At 40.4% G+C, this 20171-nt stretch carries 16 protein-coding genes; 2 read left to right on the forward strand and 14 right to left on the reverse strand.

The genetic code is table 11. The features are described 5' to 3' along the window. Window positions 1–271 precede the first annotated feature (271 nt). Together QNH43_RS14810 and QNH43_RS14815 are read right to left on the reverse strand one after the other, a co-directional pair. Window positions 272–1417 (reverse strand): histidine kinase N-terminal domain-containing protein, encoded by a 1146-nt coding sequence (locus QNH43_RS14810; RefSeq protein ID WP_283914709.1) that lies wholly within the window; start codon window positions 1415–1417, stop codon window positions 272–274. Between the two features lie 252 nt (window positions 1418–1669). Then, complete coding sequence (locus QNH43_RS14815; RefSeq protein ID WP_283914710.1) at window positions 1670–3502, reverse strand: sigma-54-dependent Fis family transcriptional regulator; 1833 nt, start codon at window positions 3500–3502, stop codon at window positions 1670–1672. A gap of 509 nt (window positions 3503–4011) precedes the next feature. Between QNH43_RS14815 and QNH43_RS14820 the strand changes: the two genes are divergently transcribed. After that, window positions 4012–5493: an aldehyde dehydrogenase family protein gene (locus tag QNH43_RS14820; RefSeq protein WP_283914711.1), complete on the forward strand. Its 1482-nt coding sequence runs from the start codon at window positions 4012–4014 to the stop codon at window positions 5491–5493. A 191-nt stretch (window positions 5494–5684) separates the two neighbouring features. Here the strand turns inward: QNH43_RS14820 and QNH43_RS14825 are convergent, their stop codons facing one another. The 4 genes from QNH43_RS14825 to QNH43_RS14840 all read right to left on the reverse strand — a co-directional run bounded on the left by QNH43_RS14825 (window position 5685) and on the right by QNH43_RS14840 (window position 10846). Continuing rightward, window positions 5685–6389 carry a TerC family protein gene (locus tag QNH43_RS14825; protein ID WP_076369632.1) on the reverse strand — a complete coding sequence of 235 codons (705 nt, stop codon included), beginning with the start codon at window positions 6387–6389 and terminating at the stop codon, window positions 5685–5687. Window positions 6390–6698: 309 nt separating this feature from the next. After that, window positions 6699–8201 (reverse strand): tagaturonate reductase, encoded by a 1503-nt coding sequence (locus QNH43_RS14830; protein ID WP_283914712.1) that lies wholly within the window; start codon window positions 8199–8201, stop codon window positions 6699–6701. An 82-nt stretch (window positions 8202–8283) separates the two neighbouring features. Beyond that, the gene (locus tag QNH43_RS14835; RefSeq protein WP_283914713.1) at window positions 8284–9297 is read right to left on the reverse strand and encodes a zinc-binding alcohol dehydrogenase family protein; all 1014 of its coding nucleotides are present in this window, start codon (window positions 9295–9297) and stop codon (window positions 8284–8286) included. Between the two features lie 43 nt (window positions 9298–9340). Then, window positions 9341–10846 (reverse strand): UxaA family hydrolase, encoded by a 1506-nt coding sequence (locus QNH43_RS14840; protein WP_283914714.1) that lies wholly within the window; start codon window positions 10844–10846, stop codon window positions 9341–9343. 197 nt (window positions 10847–11043) lie between these two features. Here QNH43_RS14840 and QNH43_RS14845 point away from each other — a divergent pair, with 197 nt between their 5' ends. After that, complete coding sequence (locus tag QNH43_RS14845; protein WP_283914715.1) at window positions 11044–11913, forward strand: AraC family transcriptional regulator; 870 nt, start codon at window positions 11044–11046, stop codon at window positions 11911–11913. A gap of 83 nt (window positions 11914–11996) precedes the next feature. Here QNH43_RS14845 and QNH43_RS14850 read toward each other — a convergent pair whose 3' ends face one another. The 8 genes from QNH43_RS14850 to QNH43_RS14885 all read right to left on the reverse strand — a co-directional run bounded on the left by QNH43_RS14850 (window position 11997) and on the right by QNH43_RS14885 (window position 20161). Next, window positions 11997–13238, reverse strand: coding sequence for an MFS transporter (locus QNH43_RS14850; protein WP_283914716.1), 1242 nt, complete (start codon window positions 13236–13238; stop codon window positions 11997–11999). 158 nt (window positions 13239–13396) lie between these two features. Further along, window positions 13397–14398: a LacI family DNA-binding transcriptional regulator gene (locus tag QNH43_RS14855; protein WP_283914717.1), complete on the reverse strand. Its 1002-nt coding sequence runs from the start codon at window positions 14396–14398 to the stop codon at window positions 13397–13399. Between the two features lie 184 nt (window positions 14399–14582). After that, entirely contained in the window at window positions 14583–15419 is an 837-nt protein-coding gene (locus tag QNH43_RS14860; protein ID WP_283914718.1) for an SDR family oxidoreductase, read from the reverse strand. After that, complete coding sequence (uxuA, locus tag QNH43_RS14865) at window positions 15416–16492, reverse strand: mannonate dehydratase (RefSeq protein WP_283914719.1); 1077 nt, start codon at window positions 16490–16492, stop codon at window positions 15416–15418. Before uxuA ends, QNH43_RS14860 begins: the two co-directional genes overlap by 4 nt. A gap of 12 nt (window positions 16493–16504) precedes the next feature. Next, window positions 16505–17125, reverse strand: a complete 621-nt coding sequence (locus QNH43_RS14870) for a bifunctional 2-keto-4-hydroxyglutarate aldolase/2-keto-3-deoxy-6-phosphogluconate aldolase (protein WP_283914720.1) — start codon at window positions 17123–17125, stop codon at window positions 16505–16507. A gap of 13 nt (window positions 17126–17138) precedes the next feature. After that, window positions 17139–18158, reverse strand: coding sequence for a zinc-binding alcohol dehydrogenase family protein (locus tag QNH43_RS14875; RefSeq protein WP_283914721.1), 1020 nt, complete (start codon window positions 18156–18158; stop codon window positions 17139–17141). A gap of 9 nt (window positions 18159–18167) precedes the next feature. Then, complete coding sequence (allD, locus tag QNH43_RS14880; protein WP_076369654.1) at window positions 18168–19178, reverse strand: ureidoglycolate dehydrogenase; 1011 nt, start codon at window positions 19176–19178, stop codon at window positions 18168–18170. A 26-nt stretch (window positions 19179–19204) separates the two neighbouring features. Beyond that, the gene (locus tag QNH43_RS14885; protein ID WP_283914722.1) at window positions 19205–20161 is read right to left on the reverse strand and encodes a sugar kinase; all 957 of its coding nucleotides are present in this window, start codon (window positions 20159–20161) and stop codon (window positions 19205–19207) included. Window positions 20162–20171 lie beyond the last annotated feature (10 nt).

Consider the following 20171-nt stretch of genomic DNA (forward strand, 5'->3'; position numbering starts at 1 on the left):
CGTTTTTGATCCACAATCGAATTAAAAATGACAATTTAATTGTTTTCTTTTAAAATTTCGACACACATATATACTTAAAAATAACAGGTAAAAAAAAAGATGCTAAAATCCAAATTATGATTTCTTGGCATCTTCCAAATAGATTTATATTCACTGAGAATGATTTTGTAAAATACCGGCAGACCCAGGATTCCCTTCCACTATTAATCAAAGATCTAGGTAAAGCTTCGAAAAATATCGATAAGTATGTAATGTCACAAAATGATATGTATTAAACCCTTATAAATTCGTTCTGAACTGTGGGGAAATGGATACTGAATGTGGTTAAATTTTCATTGGAGACACAATTCATATATCCAGCATTATTTTCAATGATCTTTTTACATACGTATAATCCAATTCCCGTTCCTAGCTCTTTCGTTGTGACAAAGGGCTCAAAAATGGATTCGATCAATTCACTGGCAATGGCCGGTCCATTATTTGAAATTCTAATTATTCTTTCATTCGCCTCAATTAAAGAGTTTACCCTCAAAATTCTTGGATGTTCCTTGTCCTTTAAGGCATCAATGGAATTAATAAACAGATTCAAGAACACTTGTTTTAACCCATCCTTGCTCGCTGTCATGACAAAGTTTGGATAAACATCTATTTCCACATTAACACTGGCATCCACAATATTGGCATAAGTCAGTTCTTGAATTTCTTCAATTAACTTCAACACAGAAATTTCCTCTCTTTGTTCCTCATTAAAATCTGATTTAGAGGTATGAAGGAATTGGGTTATCCTGAAATTCAACTGGTTTAACTCATAATCAATGATATCTAAATATTTCAAGCCCGGGTTCTCCCTTTTCAATAATTTATTGAACCCCATGATAGCTGTAAGAGGATTTCGGAACTCATGTACAAAGCTTGATGATATCTGACCCAGTACCGCTAATTTATCTTTGTGGTTTTCACTAATATAAGACTTTTTCTCCTCAAGCACTTCATTTGTAAGATTCGTATATCTCGTTACTGCATGGTAGCTGAACGTATCAAAGTGCAAGTTGATGTCATTAATGAATATCTGCATATAATTAATTGGGATATCGGCCCCAAAAAGATTTCTGATTATGATATTTCTCCCCAAATTGATATTATATAGAAAATCCCCAATGTTGATATTTGCTTCAAGTCGCTCTTTTGCAACCTGGTATGCCAATTTTATCAGCACATCTTCAGACAATACCTCCTTGAACGTTTGGATGACCAGTGAGTACATCCCATAACCATTTTCTTTAATCTTATCTTTGTAGGGGTCTATTTCATTGATCTTAATAGTCTTGTTCCATTCATTTAAAAACACAGATTCATTTTCTTCCAAATATTGAATCAATACATTTTTATACTTCTTATGTTCAGATGACAACACCATACTATTGACCACACATCCCCTTACGGAATTTTAAATACTATATCAATAACATCATTCTATATGAGATTTTGATTTCCTGCACTTCATTATTTATTGTTTTTAGAGTGAAATGTAGCTTATAAGAAGACAAGGTATGCTGGTCCGCATATGTTTACTTGCGCTACCAAAGAACCGACCAAATCAGGTCGGGAATCTAAGGTTTCCATAAAACGGAAAATCATCATTCGTGTTTTTATATATACTAAAAAACTTTTACTTTTGAAATTTGATTCCATATTTTTTCATTTTTCTATAAAGCGTATTTCGGCCGATATCGAGTTGTTTCGCGGCGTTACTGATATTTCCATTTGTTCGTTCCAACGCATTTCTGATCAGTTGGGTTTCTTGTTCTTGAAAGTTTCTTGGTTCATGATCGGCGTTTGCCCCTTCCTCATGTATAATGGAAGAAAAAGGACAAAGTGCCACAAGCAAGTCCCTTGTAATTGGGCCATTATCAGCAAGGAATGCAGCCTGTCCCATTACGTTTTGCAATTCACGGAAGTTTCCTGGCCATGAATATTCCGAAATGAATGTTTTAGCTTCGTCAGTTAGCTCGGTATGTTCATTCTTATAAGGTAATTCCGCTAAAATGTATTCTGCTAACAGCAATAAATCTTTGCGACTCCTCAGATTTGGTAGTTTTAAAGATAATCCACAAAGGCGGAAAAATAGGTCTGCACGGAATTCTCCAGCTTCAATTTCTTTTTGTAAGTCTTTGTTGGTGGCGGCAATGACCCTTACATCGATTGGAATGGAAGCATGTCCGCCTACACGCGTCACACATCGTTCCTGAAGCACACGAAGCAAAGTCGCTTGAGCTTGAAGCGGCATGTCCCCGATTTCATCCAAAAAAAGGGTTCCGCCATCCGCAGCTTCGAACTTCCCCTTATGCCCGCTACTTTTTGCGCCAGTAAAGGCACCCTTTTCATACCCAAACAACTCACTTTCCAATAAATTTTCGGGAATTGCGCTGCAATTGATGGCGATGAATGGCTTATCACTTCTTAAGCTACCCCCATGAATGGATTGAGCGAACAGTTCTTTTCCCGTTCCGCTTTCTCCTGTGATTAGCAGGCTGATATCAAGCGCTGCAGCTCTTTTGGCAATGGATATGGTTTGATTCATTTGCGAATCGTTACTTAGTATATCTGAAAATTGATAACGATTAGTTGTTACACCATCAATCAATTTTTGTTTTTTTAAACGAACGATCACGGATGACTGATGTTCCATATTTTCGCTAAGGGTTTGCACCAAAAATTCCTGGTCTTTAATTGAAACCCTCTGTTCCAAAACAAGTGGGTCTGTTCCTGATATTATATTCGATACCGGTTTTTTCATTGTGCCGATAACATGTGACGCCGCTAAATTGAGATCTGTAACTTTCCCCTCTTTATCAAGGGTAATTAACGGATCAGGGTATGAATCATATATAAAATAAAGGTTTTTCTCCCTTTTTTGTGTATGGGACAATAAGAGTGCTTGTTTGATGCTATCAGCCACCCTTTGAACTAAGCTAATGGAAAAAGGATGATAATTCTGTTGATGGCTGCTTAAGTTCAAAACACCAAGCAGATGCCCATCAGGGTGATAAATGGGCGATGCGGCACAAGTGAGGAAATGGTTATCCTGATGAAAGTGTTGACTGCCATGAATCAATACAGGATTTTTCTCTACTATGGCTGTTCCTATTGCATTTGTTCCTTTTGATTCCTCTAGCCAATTGGCCCCTTTCCTTAGGGAAACATTATCTGCATGGCGAATGAAAGCTGGATCCCCAACTGTTTCGATGATATATCCTTCAGGAGCAGCAAGTAATAAAATGGACTCCAAACCATTAATCGAGCGATAAACTTCCTCTAAAATGGGGGAAGAATGATACAGGAGTTCAGCATATCGATCGTGGTATTCGGCCAACTCAAATGCACCAAGCATATCTTCCTTATCCATCATGCTTGGCTGAAGTCCCTTTGAAATGCACCGCTGCCATGATTCTTGAATAAATGCCGGTATGGTTCCTTTATCCGCGTTTATATTAACAGACATTGAATCATCCTCCCGTATGTATAATCGAGTAATTCGGCTACTGTTTATTATTCAATTTTCATAAATGAAACACTATGTAATTCAAAGTTTCAGAGCATTCAGGGTTCGTTCATTCAGTTTAATTATAACAGAAAATTCAGATATTCACCAAAATGAAAACGCCCTTATGCGAACTGCTAAACTTTTTTGTTCCATATCGGAACACCTGCCTGTTCCAATATGGAACAGTATGGCACATTCACAAATCGCTCTACCATCTTTTAACTGTTTTCATCGGTTTTTTGTTATGGCATAACTCTTGCATAGTAACATGTCGAGAAATTGATTCCTTTTGTATAAGGGGGGAAAGAATCAAGTAATCCAGTTTTTAAAAATATTCTGCCTTGCTGCAAGTCAGCCAAAGAGAATTGTATCAAAAACATGAGCTCATGCCTGATCCTTTACTTAGAGGAACGCCTTTGTCCGAACAGATATCGAATTAAAATTCCAAATGAAAAGGGGTATTATACATGGAACAAACTATTAAACTTAATCCACGAGTGCAAGAATTCTTGAAGGGCACTAAAAAGCTTTTGATTAATGGGGAATTGGTGGAGGCTGCTTCTGGAAAAACCTTTGAAACTCTCGATCCTTCTAACGGCAAGGTTTTAGCTGTTGTGAGTGAAGCGGGTCCGGAAGATGTAGATAAAGCAGTCAAAGCAGCCCGTAAGGCATTCGACGATGGACCCTGGAAAAAAATGAGTGCATCGGAACGCAGCCGCCTCATTTATAAATTAGCGGACCTCATGGAGGAACATAAAGAAGCCTTTGCACAATTGGATACCTTGGATAATGGCAAGCCAATTGGCGAAACAACCAATGCCGATGTCCCCCTTGCAATCGATCACTTCCGTTATTATGCTGGGTGGTCAACTAAGATAGTAGGACAAACAATACCTGTTGCTGGGAATTACTTCAATTATACCCGTCATGAAGCAGTTGGTGTGGTAGGACAAATCATCCCTTGGAATTTCCCTCTTCTTATGGCTGCATGGAAATTAGGCGCAGCCCTTGCAACCGGATGTACGATCGTTTTAAAACCAGCGGAGCAAACGCCGCTTTCAGCATTATATTTAGGTCAATTGGCGCTTGAAGCAGGTTTTCCCCCTGGCGTTCTCAATGTCATCCCTGGGTTTGGGGAAACAGCAGGGTCACCACTTGTAGACCATCCAGATGTCGACAAAATTGCCTTTACCGGTTCAACCTCAGTAGGGAAAATGATCATGCGCCAAGCTTCGGGAACTGTGAAAAAAATCTCGTTGGAGTTAGGCGGGAAATCACCTAATATCATTCTTCCGGATGCAGATATGAGTAAAGCCATTCCTGGTGCTTTAATGGGCATCATGTTTAATCAAGGGCAAGTTTGCTGTGCCGGTTCCCGCCTGTATATTCAAAAGAAATCCTATGACAACGTGGTAGCTGACTTAGTGTCTCATGCAAAAAACATTAAACAAGGGGCTGGTCTTGATCCATCCACCCAGATAGGACCATTGGTTTCCAGTGAACAATTGGAACGCGTGGGCAGTTATATTGAAAAAGGAAGGTCTGAAGGAGCTGAAGTGGTTACCGGGGGCAAATACGGGCAAGGAGAGGGTTATTTTGTAACACCTACAATATTTGCAGGCGTTGAAGATGAAATGACAATCGCTAAAGAAGAAATCTTCGGTCCTGTTGTAGCTGCAATGCCTTTTGATGATTTGGATGATGTGATAAACCGTGCAAATAACTCGGAATATGGATTGGCTGCAGGTTTATGGACACAAGATGTAAAAAAAGCCCATTATGTGGCTAATGAATTAAAAGCAGGTACAGTTTGGGTAAACTGCTATAACGCCTTTGATGCAGCTTCTCCATTTGGCGGTTATAAACAAAGTGGAATTGGTCGGGAAATGGGCAGTTATGCATTGGAAAATTATACGGAAGTCAAAAGTGTATGGATTAACTTAAACTAAATAAAAGAGTGTACGCCCATATGATCGTTTGGCTCAGATATCGTAATTGAAATGCATGATATTGTTTCCTTGAATATTTACAAAAAGGCTGTACCAAAGTGTGGACTTTGGTACACCTTTTTCTTTTTTTAACTTACAGGGCATAGACAAAAAGAAAGACCTTTCATATTCGAAAGGTCTCTATGTGTCCATTATCCATTACGTTCAATTTGCATTTTTTCTCTGTTTGCTTTTTCTTTTTCGATATTTTTCTGTCTTGAAGTCCCGGCAACCAGGATTCCAATCACCACTATTGCTTCAAATCCATATTTAATGAAGGGATTTGCAAAGTAGTCGTGCATGAAAGGTTCAGCTACGATCATTTTAGAAGCAGTCCAGCCTAGTATTCCCGCACCAATTATTATGATGAATGGGAAGCGTTCTATCAGTTTCAGGATTAATGTGCTTCCATACATCACTACTGGGATGGATACAAGCAAACCGATAACCACTAAAGCGAAGTTACCATGAGATGCACCTGCCACAGCTAGGACGTTATCCAATCCCATCAAAGCATCTGCAATAATGATCGTTTTTATGGCAGCCCACATCGAGTCTGCTGGCTTCACATCATGTTCTTCTTCATCAATAAGGAGCTTATAAGCAATCCATACAAGAAGTAATCCCCCTATTAAATGCAGTCCAGGCACCTCTAAGAGCCAAACGACCAGCAGCGTTGCAATGATCCTTATCACAATTGCGCCGACCGCTCCCCATATAATCACCTTTTTTTGCTGTTCTTTTGGAAGCTTTCTTGCAGCCAATCCAATAAGGATCGCATTATCACCGGCTAGAACCAAATCTATCATAATGATCGCTAAAAGTCCTGAAATGAATTCACCTGTTAAAAAATCCAACACAATTTCCTCCTTTTTCACAAAAATAAAGAGACCTCCGCCATATGATGGCAAAGGTCTCGCTAAGCACTAAATGAATTAGGGCCAATAAAGCCGGTGGATTTCCCACGTAATGACGACTTTATTTCAGGTTATCCCTGACGCTACTCCCCTTTACGGGAATAAAGAATATGTAATTCTTTTAATATCTTTCCATTAGGAAACTACCAAGAAAAAATATCACTCATTCAGTATACCAAAAATACAAATAAAATAAAGAAAAAAATGAGAAATAGAACAATATTCATGAACTTAGCCTTGCCCAAATCCTTACAACGGATGATTTTTGTCAATCATCCTTTCTAGATATTGGCATAAGTCGTTTCCTAGGTTCGGGATATCGCTCAAATCCTTCCCCCATAGATATTGATTACTTAAGGTGGCCTCTATCAATTGTCTAAGCGGGATTTCTCCCTGATCATAACGAAGCCATTGTTCCTTGAAAAATTCAATTGTCTTTATATCATCTTTAACGACATAGACTTTTCCTGCAAAGCTTTTACCCATATAACTCCCCTTCACTTCGTGAACCTTATAAAATCGGATCAGGGCCGAAAAACCTCGTATGATACATTCAGGCAGCCTGCCTTGCGCCTTATGATACTCCTCTAAGGTCGGCAGGAGACGAACCTTGAACTTCGAAATGCTATTCAGCGAAATATCGGCCAGGAGATGATGTACAAAAGGATTCTTAAATCGCTCAAGAACACTTTCCCCATATAGCATCATCTCTTTTTGATCAAAAGGTAATGAAGGAATTATTTCCTTTTCGATGGCATTGTTCAGAAATTGGTTGAATTCCGGATGTTCGATTGCCTGTTTTACTTCTTCCATTCCAGATAAAATCCCTAAAGGAGCCATCAAGGTGTGTGAACCATTAAGAATCCGTACCTTCCTCATTTGATAAGGTGTTAAATCCTTTACCCAACGCACATTTAAGCCGGACTGTTGTAAAGGAAGACGTTGATCAATACAAGGGTCACCTTCAATAGCCCATAAATGATAGGGTTCTGCCGTATTTAGCAGAGTATCCTTATATCCCCATGCCGTAAATAGTTTTTCCGACTCATTGGCTGGGAATCCTGTAACGATACGGTCTACAAGCGAGTTTAGGAATAGGTTGTCCCGGTCCACCCACTCCATGAATGGCTTTGGTAAATCCCAATCCCTGCTATGCTTAAGAACACATTGTTTCAATGAATCACCATTTCTCTCTAAAAGCTCACATGGCAGCATGATCAGTCCTTTTTTCGCTTCTCCGTTGAAATGGAGATAACGATGATACAAAAAAGCAGTTAGTTTTCCTGGAAAAGATTCAATTGGCTTTCCTTCTTCCAAAGGAATCGGCTGGTATTTGAGCCCTGCTTCAGTCGTGTTGGAAACTACAAATTCCAATTCAGGATTTTCTGATAATGCTAAAAAATCCACCCATTCTTCATATGGATCAATTACCTTCGAAAAAACGGAAATGATTTCCGTTTTTTCCACTTCCTCCCCTTGGTGCAAACCACGTAACATTAATGTATACAGTCCATCTTGCCGTTTCATCTCCTCTATTTTCCTTTTTCCGGCGGGACGAGGCTGGGTAACTGCAATACTTCCCATGAAATGACCTTGTTTATTACATTCATGAATCATCCAATCAAAGAAGCCTCGAAGAAAATTCCCCTCCCCAATCTGCAATACTTTTATGGGAAAATCCATCATATGTGAATATTGGACAGCTTTTATATCTTTACTCAGACTCTTTAGTTGACTTTTATTTATGTTCATGATCAAAGAACCCCTTTCTTATTGAAATATCCAATTCGGAGTGCAATTTAAGAGGTTGCCCTTACGACAGCATACCTAATGCTTATATTTCGACAATAGCCTTGATCACTTTAGCTTCAGGAGTTAACCACCCTTCAAACTGATTGATCATTTCATCCAAATGTGTGCGGTGTGTAATATACTGGCCCATATCCAGCTTGTCATTCTTCAGCGTATTCACGACATAATCAAAGTCTTCCCTTGTTGCATTACGGCTTCCCATTAATGTAAGCTCTTTACTGTGGAATTCAGGATCATTAAAGGTAATATCCGCTTTAACTAAACCAACATAAATCAACCTTCCGCCGTGAGCAGGATATTTAAATGAATCCATCATTGACTTAGCATTACCTGTCGCATCAAATACCACGCTTGGCATATCTCCATTCGTCAATTGGACTAATTTCTCCATTGGATTCTCCAAAACGTTCAAAGTATAATCGACATTTACCCATTTGCCAGCAAACGCAAGGCGTTCATCATTTACATCCATTGCGATCACCTTCGCACCCTGTTCTTTAGCGAATGCCATGACTCCCAAGCCAATTGGACCAGCACCAATTACCAGTGCAAATTCCCCTTTATGAATAGCAGCGCGCCTAACTGCGTGAGCTCCTATACTTAAAGGCTCAATCATTGCGGATTGGTCAAGTGTAAGACCTTCTGTTCTCACCAAATGATTGTAAGGCACCGTCATCCACTCACTCATGCCGCCTTCAGCATGTACACCCAAAACTTTTATATCCGTACAGCAGTTCGTTTTTCCACTCCTGCAAGCCAGGCATTTTCCACATTCCATATAGGGGATGATCGATACTTGATCCCCGACATTCAGCCCAGATTCATTCTCCGGTATGGATTCAATATAACCGGATAATTCATGTCCAAGTATACGAGGATAGCTAAAAAAGGGTTGATTGCCACCATAGGCATGAATATCCGTACCGCATATTCCTATACGGCGCACACGAATCAAAGCTTCTCCTGAGTTTGGAACCGGTTTTTCCGACTCGATCATCTTAAATTCAAAAGGTTGTTCACAAACAATACTTTTCACTGAATAACACTCCTTTTTAATAACTTATAGATATGTACACCTGTTAGAGAATGACGCCTTCTTTAAAAATGCTTATCTCCCTAAAACCGAATTTTTCATTATTCGTTTGCTTTTTACCAGATGAAAGTTCAAGAATGTATTGGAATAAATCTTCCTTTAATTCCTCGATCTTTCGACCTTCAATCAACTGCCCTGCATTATAATCAATCCAGTGTTTTTTACGATTGGCTAAATCTGAATTCGTTGCTATTTTCACAGTTGGCACCGGTCCGCCAAATGGTGTACCCCTTCCCGTAGTGAATAAAACGATATGTGCACCCGCTGCTGCCAAAGCCGTCACCGAAACCAGGTCATTTCCAGGAGAATTGATTAAATTCAAACCATGCTTCACTACCCGTTCACCATATGGGCTAACATCCACTACAGTCGCATGGCCGCCTTTTTGCGTGCACCCAAGTGATTTTTCCTCCAGCGTACTTATGCCGCCTTCCTTGTTTCCAGGTGAAGGGTTTTCATAAATTTCCTGATCATGGCGAATGAAATACTGTTTGAAATCATTAATAAGGCCAACGATTTTATTAAAGGTTTCTTCATCTCTTGCCCTGTTCATCAATATCGTTTCCGCTCCAAACATCTCAGGAACCTCTGTCAATATCGAGGTACCGCCATTGTCTACAATAAGGTCGGAAACAGCACCAACCAATGGATTAGCGGTAATGCCTGAAAAACCATCGGAACCCCCGCACTTCAAGCCTATTTTCAGCTTTGAAACCGGTACGGGCTTGCGTACGAACCCTTCCGCATACTCCACTAATTCTCCCATTAAACGTAAGCCGCTCTCCAATTCATCTTGAACCTCCTGGGCTTTTAAAAATTTAATGCGATTTGGAGGAAATTCACCAATGACTTCTTTAAATGCTTCGATTTGATTGTTCTCACATCCTAATCCTACAACTAAAACCCCTGCTGCATTTGGATGTTGAGCCAAGGCAGCCAAAAGATTCTGTGTATGGGTCAAATCATCTCCCAATTGAGAACAACCGTATGGGTGCGAAAAGTGAAGGACCCCATCTATTTGTCGATCTTTAAACTGCTCATTTCCCATTTTAGCGAGAACTTCACATGTTTTATTGATGCAACCAACCGTGTTGATGATCCAGATTTCATTACGGATACCCACTTCCCCATTTTCACGGATATATCCTTGGAAGGTATGAATTTGACTTGGCTCTTTTGTATTTTGACTGCTAGGTTGATAGGAATAATCCAATATACCATGCAAACCGGATGCTAGATTATGTGTGTGGACCCATTCGCCGATGGAGATATCTTCTTTAGCTTTTCCGATCGAGTAGCCGAATTTGATTACATCCTCCCCTCGGTTTACCGGTTTCACTAACATTTTATGCCCTTTAGGAATGTCATCACTTGCCTTGATATGGATCATTCCCCTGTCTTCCGTTTGAATCTGGAGGCTCTGTCCTTTATGAATTCCCTCCAAGGAAATAACAACATCATCATTTGAATGCAATTGAACAAATTTATTCATTTTGTCCCCTCCTTATCATGAGTGAAGACGTTCAAAACCAAACGTCAATCCATTCAGAAAGCCCTTTCATTTTTCGCGTGAATTTTTTAATTTTTAAATCTATTTTAATTTTAACATCAATTTTTGAAATATAAATTGCATATTTTGCTATAAATATACTAATTCTTGTTGTATTATACTTTCAGGAGATGAACGAAATGAAAAAAATTCATAATGCATTAAATCATGATTTACTCTTCCCATTTTCTTTTGTCTATCAAGATACGAAAAGTCCCCAGAATGAATTGTCCGATCATATGCATGACTATTATGAAATTGTTTATGTTTATAACGGTAAGGGGACCTTTTTTATCGGTGATGTGTTTTATGATATGCAGCAAGGGGATGTATTTTTGATCCCTAATAATACTATTCATAGGGCTTTACCCAATAAGGACGACCCTGTTACCTCCACCATTATCTTTTTCAGTCCCACATTGATATATAAAGATATGGTTGATGATTCTTTTTCATATTTACATTTGTTTGACCTGACAAAAAAGAGTAAGAATTATAAAATATCATTGCCGCAAAAGAAACAAGAAAAGATGGAGGAACAGCTACAACTCATCCTGCAAGAAACATCTAGCCAATCAATTGGATCGAGGCATGCTTGTTTGCTGACCGTTCATCAAATCATACTTGATTTATACCGTACCCGGATAAATGGCAAAGAAGATTTACCAGAGGGCAATGGCTATAGTTCAGAATGGATCAAAGATATTTTAATCTATATCAATGAACATATCGATGAAGCATTGACTTTGACGACTCTTGCACAAAAAGCTTTGGTCAGTCCCCCTCATTTCAGCAGAGTTTTTAAGGAAACGACTGGAATTGGCTTAATAGTATATTTAAATACGAAAAGAATCATCAAGGCAAAGGAACTTTTACTGGAAACGAATCACACCGTTGCCCATATTGCTGAGATGTGCGGTTTTGAAAGCATGCCCCAATTTTTTCGCACCTTTAAAAAATACAATGAAAAGACGCCAGCAACATTTCGAAAAGAAAATCGGATGCGCTAAGCATGCCTAGTAAACATGAAAAATGGAAGTGTCTTCCCTTGATATTTCCTTTGGGAGACACTTCCATTCCAACAATCAATCTATTACGCAGGCTTTACTATCGGTCTTACAAAACGGATGACTGCAAGCGATGCAACGATGGCCAATCCACCTGCAAGCAAGAATGCAACTGTGTATGTGCCTGAGGTATCGACAATATATCCTGTTAACGTCGGTCCGATGATTCCTGCTGTATTTGCCAAGAAATGCATAAACCCTCCAACAGATCCAACATTACCAGGGTCAACAACATCGTTGACGATTGCCCAGTAAATGGCACCAGTCAAATATAGGAAGAAGACGGAAAGTGCGACAAGCGTTACCGCACTGACCGTTGTGGATACAAGTCCGGCAAAACCGATACATACCGCCGATAAGAACAAACATGTTACAAGCACAAGCTTACGTGAGAATAAAACACCTTTTTGAGCGAATTTTTTAAAGAAGAAATCCGACACGAATCCACCCAAAGCAAGTCCGATGAATCCAAAAATCCAAGGAATCACAGTAATGATGCTCATATTCTCTACACTTAGGCCGCGTGCATCGACCAAATAGCTTGGGAACCAAGTTAAGAAAAAGAAGAGAATATAGTTGTAAGAAAAAAAGGCTAGAGCTGTAAATAAAACCGTTTTTTGTTTTAAATAAAAGGTGAATTTCAACTTCCCTTCCGATGTTGCCGCTACATAAGATTTCCCCGTATGTTTCTGTTCTTTTGACTCTGCAGGTTTTTCTTTAACGAACTTCCACCAGCAAATCGCCCATATAAGACCAATCACCATTATGGCAATGAAAGAAACTCTCCATCCATATGAAATGGCAATAAATCCAACAATCGGACCTGCTATGGCACCACCAAGCGGCGTCCCGCTATTCGTCAAACCAACGACAGATGCCCGTTGATTCGCTGGGAACCAGTTATTCACCATCTTATTGATGGTTGCCGAAAGAGGGCCTTCGCCCATTCCAAACAAGATGCGGATGACGATCATACTGGCAAAACCGACTGCCAGTACTAGTGCACCACTGAATAAAGACCAAACGATCATCGCCACAAAAAGCGTAAGCTTTGCACCCCATTTATCGGACGCCATTCCACCAAGGAAATTAAATATGGCATAACCAACTGAAAAGCTACTAAAAATAATCCCCATCTGTGTTGCTGTTAAGGATAAATCATCTTGGATGAACGGAGCTGCAATGGACAGTGCAGATCGGTCCAGATAATTTATCACCCCTGCCAAGAACAAGAAAACGATAACCATTCCTCTACCATTTGAAAACATAAAGTACCCCCCTATACGTTTCTATAAATGCAGCAGCATCTTTGGAAACGTTTCCATTTAATAACCAAGAGTAAAGCCTATATGACCTTTAACTAAACCGGTTTAGAATTCCCGTAAAAAAAGCGCTTTCTTTTTCACAGGAATTCTTACAACAGGTTCTAGCAAGAATTCCTTGCAAGCAAAGTCGGTTTCAAGCGATGAACGCTTGTATCCTCTTTTCCTGTTTTATTAATTTGACTAAGCAGTAACTCTGCTGCCAAGTTGGCCATTTCAATGGCTGGCTGATTAACCGTTGTGATGGTCGGTGTATAGAAACTGGCATAGGGTACATCATCGATCCCTATTACCGCTATGTCATCAGGTATATTGATTTCGTGCTGTTTCATATAACGCAACACTTCATTAAGTACGATATCATTTCCTGCCAATATGGCTCGAGGCGGCTTTTCCAATTCGAAAAATTCTGAAAGTGCAGCCGGAATTTCATCTGCGTTCACTGTTTTAATATATTCTGAATTGAATGGTATCCCATGTGACGCGAGGGAATCCTTGTACCCTTGAATCCGTTCGATACGGGGACTGATATCGCGTATTATTGAAGTGGTTATGATTGCAATGGTTTCATAACCCTTTTCAATAAACCTGTCGATCGCTAATTTGGAAGCAAGGTGATTATCGAGCATGACAGTTGCAATATCCAATTCTTCGATCGTCCTATCCATGAATACAATCGGGAAATGATCACTCTTCATACGTTGATATAAATCAAGATTGTCTCCTGTGGGGAAAATGATAATCCCATCCACTTGTTTAGCTCTTAGCATTTCAATATAATTCTTTTCCTTTTCAGGATTGTCATCTGCATTGCATACGATAATATGGAACCCTTGTTCGTAAAAGTAGTTTTCTATAGCTCTAATAACTTGCGTTGAAAACGTATGAAGGATATTGGCAACCACTACCCCAACGGTAAAAGTGGATTTTTGCTTTAAACTGCGTGCTATTATATTAGGCTGATAGTTTAACTCTTCTATTGTTTCTTCAATCTTTTTCCTGGTTTTTTCACTCATATATTCGTAACGTTTGTTAAGGTATTGGGAAACTGTGCTTTTAGATACTTTAGCGTGATTGGCGACATCAGTAATTGTAATGGTTTTCAATTCATTCATTCCTGTCGTATGGTTTCAAATCTCTAATACCAAAATGGCTTAGATATATAAGGAATATTCTATTATAATAAGGAAAGCTTTACAATCACCTTCTGATGCAGTAAAAAGTCAATTTCCCATACCGTGGAACTAATTTAATCACGGTCACTTGTTTACCTTTTTATTGGACCTGAATTCAGACACCTGAGTATGCCATGAAACCACCATCGACTGGTACAGTAATTCCTGTTACGAAGCCCGAATAGGATTCATCAACGAGCCAAAGCAATGTACCAAGTAAATCTTCAGGCTGCCCAAAGCGCTTCATTGGTGTTGAAGTAATGATTTTATTAGATCTTGCCGTCAGGCTGCCATCTTCATTAAGCAGAAGATCCCGATTTTGCTTCGTCAAAAAGAATCCTGGAGCAATGGCATTCACCCGTAAACCTTCCTCGGCAAAATGAACAGCCATCCACATGGTAAAATTATTTATTGAAGCTTTGGCAGCACTATATGCTGGTACTTTAGTCATTGGAGCGTAGGCGCTCATGGAAGATACATTTACTATGACTGGTGCTTCCACTTGCAATAACTCTTTCCCAAAAACCTGACTGGCCAAAAATGTACCGGTGAAATTACTGGCAAAAACCTGGGAGAAACCATCTTCATCCAAATCAAAAAAGGATTTTCCTTCTGCTTCTTCCCCATATTTCTCTGGAGCTGTAATGGCATCAGGGTGATTGCCTCCTGCACCATTTATTAATAGATCCACTCTTCCGAACGATTCTATTATTTTCCCTTTTGCATTTTCCAATGAGGTTCTATCCAAAACGTCTGCCGCGATGGATATCGCAGTACCCCCAGTTTGTTCAATGAGTTCGACCACTTCTTGCCCTTTTTCCGCCGTTCTGTTCAATATGGCTATCTTGACACCATGACGGGCCAATTCCACCGCCATTTTGGAACATAAAACACCGCTGCCTCCAGTGATCACTGCCACCCTGTTCGATAAGTTTTCATGAATGGGAATCATGATTTTTCACCTAATTTAGTAGCTTCATATGCATCCCATAATCCGAGCAAATACATGATTCCCAATGCTCGGTCATATAAACCGTAACCTGGGCGGCAAACTTCACCCCATATATGGCGGCCATGATCCGGTCTGACATAACCAGTATAATTTTGCTTATTCAATTCTTCCACAACGCCCTGTATATTGATCGATCCATCCTGTGTATGATGGGATGTTTCCACAAAGTCACCGTTTTCATAGATCTTCACATTGCGTATATGGGAGAATGGCGAACGGTTTGCATACTTTTTAGCCACCTGGACCATATCATTTTCAGGGTTTGCCCCCATCGATCCTGTACACAAGGTAAACGCATTCGATGGTGAATCCGAAATCGAAATCAGTTTTTCATAGCTCGACTCTCCGGTGATGATTCTTGGCAGGCCAAAAATGGACCATGGCGGATCATCCGGATGTATTGCCATTTTTATACCGCAAGCCTCTGCAACAGGTAATATTTCTTTTAGGAATATTTCAAGATTCGCCCATAGCTGCTCTTCGTCCACAGTTTTGTAAGCTTCGAATAATTCAGAAATTCGATCCATCTTTTCTGGTTCCCAACCTGGTAAAGTTAAATCTGAAGCTTCCGTTACAGTACGAATTAAATCTTGCGGATCTAACGTATCCACTTTCGCCTTTTCATAAAACAGGGCAGTTGAGCCATCTTCCAAAGGATGGAACATTTCCGTCCGAGTCCAATCAAAGATCGGCATGAAGTTATAACAAATGACTTTCACTCCAGCTTCTGAAAGATTCCGGATCGTCTCTTTGTATTTCTCTATATATATCATGCGGTCTTCGTTACCCAATTTAATCGATTCATGGACGTTTACACTTTCTACGACATCCGTGTGAAAGCCAAATGATTGGATATACTTAATTTCTTCTTGAATTTCTTCCTTTTCCCAAACCTCACCAACAGGTTTTTGGTGAAGTGCCCAGACAATCCCTTTCACTCCAGGAATCTGTTTAATGTGCTCCAACGTAACGGTATCATTGTCTTTCCCGTACCATCTAAATGTAATGTTCATCATGCACCTCCATTATTCCGCAATTTTTTGCATGTATTTTCGGCTTAATTCCACTGCGGCTTCATAGCCGCCATTTTGATAGGCTTTGTTCAAGTCACTGCCGATCCCGATTGCTACCGCGCCTGCATTCAGCCAGTCCTTCATGTTATCCAAATTAATTCCGCCAGTTGGCATGATTCTTACATTGGGCAATGGACCATTAACCGACTTGATGAAAGAAGGCTCAAAATGGTTTGCCGGAAATAACTTCAAAACATCACAACCTGCTTCCAATGATATAGCCATTTCTCTAATTGTCATGCATCCAGGCATATAGGGGATGCCGTATCGATTACAAAGTTCGGCTACGCCATTGACAAAATAGGGACTGACGATAAATTTGGCGCCAGCTAAAATCGCATGCCGAGCCGTTTCAGAATCAAGTACAGAGCCTGCTCCCAATAGTGCATCCGTATTTTGCAGTTCTTTGAAAGCTTCTTCAATTCCCGGTGTTGTATAAGTCAATTCGATTGCCTGAATACCGCCTTCCACAGCTGCTTTAGAAAGTTGCGCCGCCTCCTTTGCATCATGTCCCCGGATAACAGCTACAACTTTCGTTTCCGTTATTCGATGTATGATTGAATGTTTATCCATAACTCCTACCCCCTTAATTAAAAACGATGATCGCTTTTCGAACTTGTTCGGGATGATTTTCAACAAAATTAAATGCTTCCTGGATATCATCGAGCGAAAATGTATGGGTAACTAAACCTTCATGTCTGAGTTTTCCTTCATTTAAAAGTTTGACCACTTTTGGGAACTGATCGGTTTGCAATCTAGACCCTTTCACCGATACTTCCTTTTTTGTGATTGGTAACTGGGAAACCGATGAAGGACGTTCATCAAAACCGAGTACGACAATCCGCCCCGCCGTTGACACGACATCGAAAGACAATTCAAATGTCATCGGCAAGCATACTGCATCAATGACGACGTTGGCCCCTTCGCCATTCGTCCATTCTTCCACTCGTTTTTGAACATCTTCTTTTCCCGCATGGACGGTGATATCGGCGCCGCTTTCTTTAGCGAATTCCAAACGCTCATCACTTAAATCCGTGATCATCACTGATGCTCCTTGAAGCTTTGCCATCTTTAATATGCAAATCCCAATAGGCCCAGCTCCCTGGATAAGCACTGTTTCCCCTTCCTCCACTTCGCCCCTCCATACGGCCTGTGCGCCGATAGTGTATGGCTCAGCCAATACTATTTCTTCCCAAGCTAAAGCAGAATCCACAACATGTAATTGTTTCTCCGGAAGGACGAACCATTCCCTCATTCCACCATCTTCATGCACGCCAAAAACGGACAGTTTTCCACAAACATTTTGGCGGCCTTTGCGGCAGGCATAACACTCCCCGCAATAACTGATGGGCTCAATAACAACGTGGTCCCCCACTTTTATGCCCGAGACACCTTTACCTATCTCCACAACCTCTCCCGCTACTTCATGCCCAACGACTCGCGGCAGTGTAGCAAGAGGATTCGTACCATGGTAAATATGCATATCCGATCCGCAAATCCCGACTCTTTTTACTTTTACAAGGACATCCGTCGAGTTCGAAATCCGTGGTTTTTCCACTTCTTGAATGATAAGTTCATGAGCTTGCCGTACTTGAACCGCTTTCATTTCTCCCACCTACTTTGTAAGAAATTCATAAACACTTGATGCTATCGTAATGCCTTGTTTCAGGTTTTTTTCTTCATTGATTTGTTCAATCTCACCCGGTACATATACGCGATCAAACCCTGGAGCAGGTTCAACCTGTTGCAGCTCTTCGATCATTTGATCCATTTGCTCTAAAAATATATCAGTATCCGTAAAGAACGAAGGATTAATTACACAAAAATAATGTCCCAGCTTCCTTTTCTTATCAAGGTCGTCATACATTTTCCCAATGTGCGGACCAAATGCCGCACCGGCCAATAATCCAGAAAACACATCCACAATTACGGATAGACCATAGCCTTTCGGGCCACCGAAAGTGGAAAGGGAAACGACTTTATTCGGGTCTGTGACATTAGCTCCATTTTCATCCACTCCCCATCCTTCAGGGATTTCCTTTCCTTCTTCGCGTGCCTGGAGGATTTTCCCCAGCGCAACATTGGATGTTGCCATATCAAGAATAAAGGGTTTCTTCGTTTTGGCAGGAACACCGTAAGCGATTGGGTTGGTACCAAGAAATGATGTTTTTCCTCCGAACGGGACCACAATTTTATCGGTATGTGACATCGCGATGCCAATTAACTTTGCATCAGCGGCTTTTTGAACGAAATAGCTTAGTGCTCCGCAATGGCTGCTATTAAAAACTGTCACCATGCCAACACCGTTATCTCTAGCCATTTCGATTGCATGGTCCATGGCCACGTCGCTAATCACATGCCCAAAACCATCATCTCCATCAACCACACCGGTAACTGGCCCAGTCTTTTGGAAGGAAATCTGGGCATCGGGATTTATGCCTCCTGCCTGTAAACGGTTCACATAATGCTCTGTTCGCAAAACACCATGGGAATTGACGTTTCTGAGATCGGCATGAACCAATACTTCCGCGATTTTCCCGGCATTTTCTTCATTTAAACCCACTTTGGTCAGCTGTTGTATGACCAAGCGTTTTGCTTCCTCCGCTTGTATCGTTACTGTTGCCATTTTTTCCCCTCATTTCTTTCAGTAATCTATCTTTCTATAACAGCCTCATTCTGTATGAAAGGCATTACATCTTCCAAATATGGTAATCCTTCATTGTCCCCTGCAACAGTGGTGACAAGAGCTCCTACACCATTTGCGAATGTCAATCTTTCATCAATAGATAGGCCATGTAGATATCCGTAAATATACCCGGCATCATAACCATCTCCCGCACCAACAGTATCAACAGGCATAACCGGGAATGCTTCTTTTTCATGCCATTCACTTTTGGTATATAGTTTTGAACCATGTTTCCCGTCCTTAATGACAAGCTGATCAATATCATTCACATTTGCGAATTCCGCCAAAGATTCTTTTGTGTCAGTTCCGGTGATCAATCTAATTTCATCCAAACCTGTAAGTAAAATGTCAACATATGGAAAAACATCATAATAAACTGATCTTGCTTCATCGATGGACCATAGCTTTAAGCGGATATTCGGATCAAAAGAAACAGGTATATTTTTTTGTTTTGCAATATCCATTACCCTCTTGGCAATATCCACATTTTTGGGATCTATGGCCAAAAATACTCCAGTAAGGTGGACTATATCAATCTCTTCAAACATATTCTCTGTTATATCTCCCGGGTTTAAAGTTAAAATGGGAGATTGATAGCGGTAATAAAATGTCTTTCCGGAACCATCTTCCCGGATTTCTTTAAAGTTAAGAGATGTTGGATATCCATTTACATAGGCAACATCACTCATGTCCACGCCTTCCCCGCGAGCGAAATTATATATTACTTTACCGAACTCATCCTTGCCCAAGCGGCTTATCCATTTTGCCCGCATGCCAAGCCTTGCACAGCCAATCGCAAAATTCAGTTCAGCGCCTCCTACTTTTCGCTCAAAACGGTTAACGAATCTTAAAGGTCCTGTCTCTTCCGGATTTAGCGTAATCATGGCGTCGCCAAGCGTTAAAACACCATATTTTGATGACAATACAGTACCT

It is taken from the genome of Peribacillus simplex (assembly GCF_030123325.1).
Lineage (GTDB): Bacteria > Bacillota > Bacilli > Bacillales > DSM-1321 > Peribacillus > Peribacillus simplex_D.